The organism is Oleiphilus sp. HI0066, assembly GCF_001635725.1.
Genome location: NZ_LWFH01000394.1, coordinates 1 through 2,106, shown reverse-complemented (window position 1 = coordinate 2,106; position 2,106 = coordinate 1). Strand labels below are relative to the sequence as shown.

The 2,106-nt window shown below is 47.7% G+C and carries 2 protein-coding genes; both read left to right on the top strand.

The window, feature by feature from the left end; genetic code table 11:
• The coding region (locus A3738_RS05365; RefSeq protein WP_156503989.1) for a 4Fe-4S dicluster domain-containing protein at window positions 1-1,090 on the top strand (1,090 nt) is incomplete at its 5' end.
• Window positions 1,091-2,106: electron transport complex subunit RsxD (rsxD, locus tag A3738_RS05360; RefSeq protein ID WP_068763426.1), on the top strand; the 1,016-nt coding region annotated here is incomplete at its 3' end.

The following is a 2,106-nucleotide window of genomic DNA, read 5'->3' as shown; positions in this document are numbered from 1 at the left end:
CATCCGTTGTGGCCTTTGTACAGAAGCCTGCCCAGCAGAGTTATTGCCTCAGCAACTATATTGGTTCTCTCGTTCTGCCGAGTATGAAAAAGCTGAACAGCACAATCTATTTGATTGCATCGAATGTGGCGCCTGTGCCTATGTTTGTCCTAGTTCCATTCCACTCGTTCAGCACTACCGACACGCAAAAGGTGAGATAAAAGCAAAACGCCTGGACACAGACAAATCAGAAAAAGCCCGTATTCGTTTTGAAGCACGCCAAGAACGTTTAGAACGTGAAGCGCAAGAAAAAGAAGCGAAACGAAAAGCACGCGCAGAAGCAGCAGCGAAATTACAAGCCGAGAAAAAAGCAGCGGCAGCCAATGCCGAATCTGTTGATCCAAAAAAAGCCGCTATTGAAGCAGCATTAGCGCGCAAAAACGCGAGCAAAGCAGAAACCGTTTCGGCACAAGTCTCCGTTGAAGAATTACAAGGCAACTTAGACAAAGCCCAAAGCAAGCTCGATAAGATGATCGATGCACTCGAAGATGCCAAGGCCAATGCACCGGATAATGTTGCCAAACTGCAGCGCGCGGTCGAGAAAAATCAACTACGCGTGAATCAGGCGAAACAAGCACTAGAAAAAGCGCAAACCGTTAGCGCGCCAACACCACAAGCGGTCTCAGAAGTGTCCCTTGAAACGCTGCAAAGCAATGTCGATAAAGCGCAGGCGAAACTCGATAAGATGATCGATACGCTCGAAGATGCAAAAGCTAACGCACCCGAGAATGTCGAAAAATTCCAACGCGCCGTTGATAAAAATAAAGCTCGCGTAGAACAAGCGAAGCAAGCATTGAACGATGCACAAGCGGCCTCATCAGAGAATAAACCAGAGCCGAAAACTGAAACAGTCCCTGTTGAGGTATTAGAAGCTAATCTAGAAAAAGCGCAGGCCAAACTCGATAAGATGATCGATACGCTCGAAGACGCAAAAGCTAATGCTCCCGAGAACATCGAAAAATTCCAACGCGCCGTTGATAAAAACAAAGTGCGTGTAAAAGCCGCGCAAGACGCACTAGCACAAGCGAAGAGCCAAGAGGTTGAAAATTAAATGGGACTACTTACTCGAAGCTCACCACATACTAAACAAAATCAAAGCACCTCTAGCATCATGCGCTGGGTTATCCTGTTATGTATTCCGGGCTTGATCGCGCAAACTTACTTTTTCGGCTGGGGCAACCTACATAATGTGCTCCTTTGCAGTATTACCGCAGTGCTCAGCGAAGCTGCTATTTTAGCCTTACGCAAACGTCGTATCGGTTTTTACTTAAGTGATTACAGTGCCTTGCTGACAGGGGTGCTGCTAGGAATAGCGCTACCACCATTAGCGCCATGGTGGATAAGCGTGATTGCCGCAAGTTTCTCAATTATCTTTGTGAAGCAACTCTATGGCGGTCTGGGCTACAACCCGTTCAACCCGGCTATGGCTGGCTATGCGCTCGTGCTCATCTCCTTCCCTCTTGCTATGACGAGCAACTGGGCAAGCCCGACCACACTTCAAGAAAATTTCCCTAGCGTCCAACAAACGCTCGCTAGCATTTGGGAAATAGAGAATGCTCCCGACGGATACTCTGGCGCGACACCCTTAGACGTATATAAGCATGAGGTGAAAGCGAGCACTTATGAAGCGATTACCAGCCAAGACATCTTTGGTTCGGGAATCGTTCTTGGTTGGGAATGGGTAAATGTAGCCTTCTTACTTGGCGGTCTTGGTCTTCTGGCACTAAGAATCATACCTTGGCAGACACCTGCAGGCGTATTACTCGGCTTAGCACTTCCAGCAATTTTATTTTCGTCTAACCCCGACCAAGCCGTGCCATTAAGTATTCACTTACTTGCGGGTGCGACGATGTTTGGTGCTTTCTTTATCGCAACGGACCCAGTCTCTTCATCAACAACACCACGCGGTCGTTTTATTTTTGGTCTAGGTGTTGGCTTATTTACCTACATTATTCGAACCTGGGGCTCTTACCCTGATGCAATTGCTTTCGCTGTGCTACTGATGAACTTTGCAGCCCCCCTAATCGATGTCTATACGCAACCGCGAACCTTTGGCCATAACAAAGC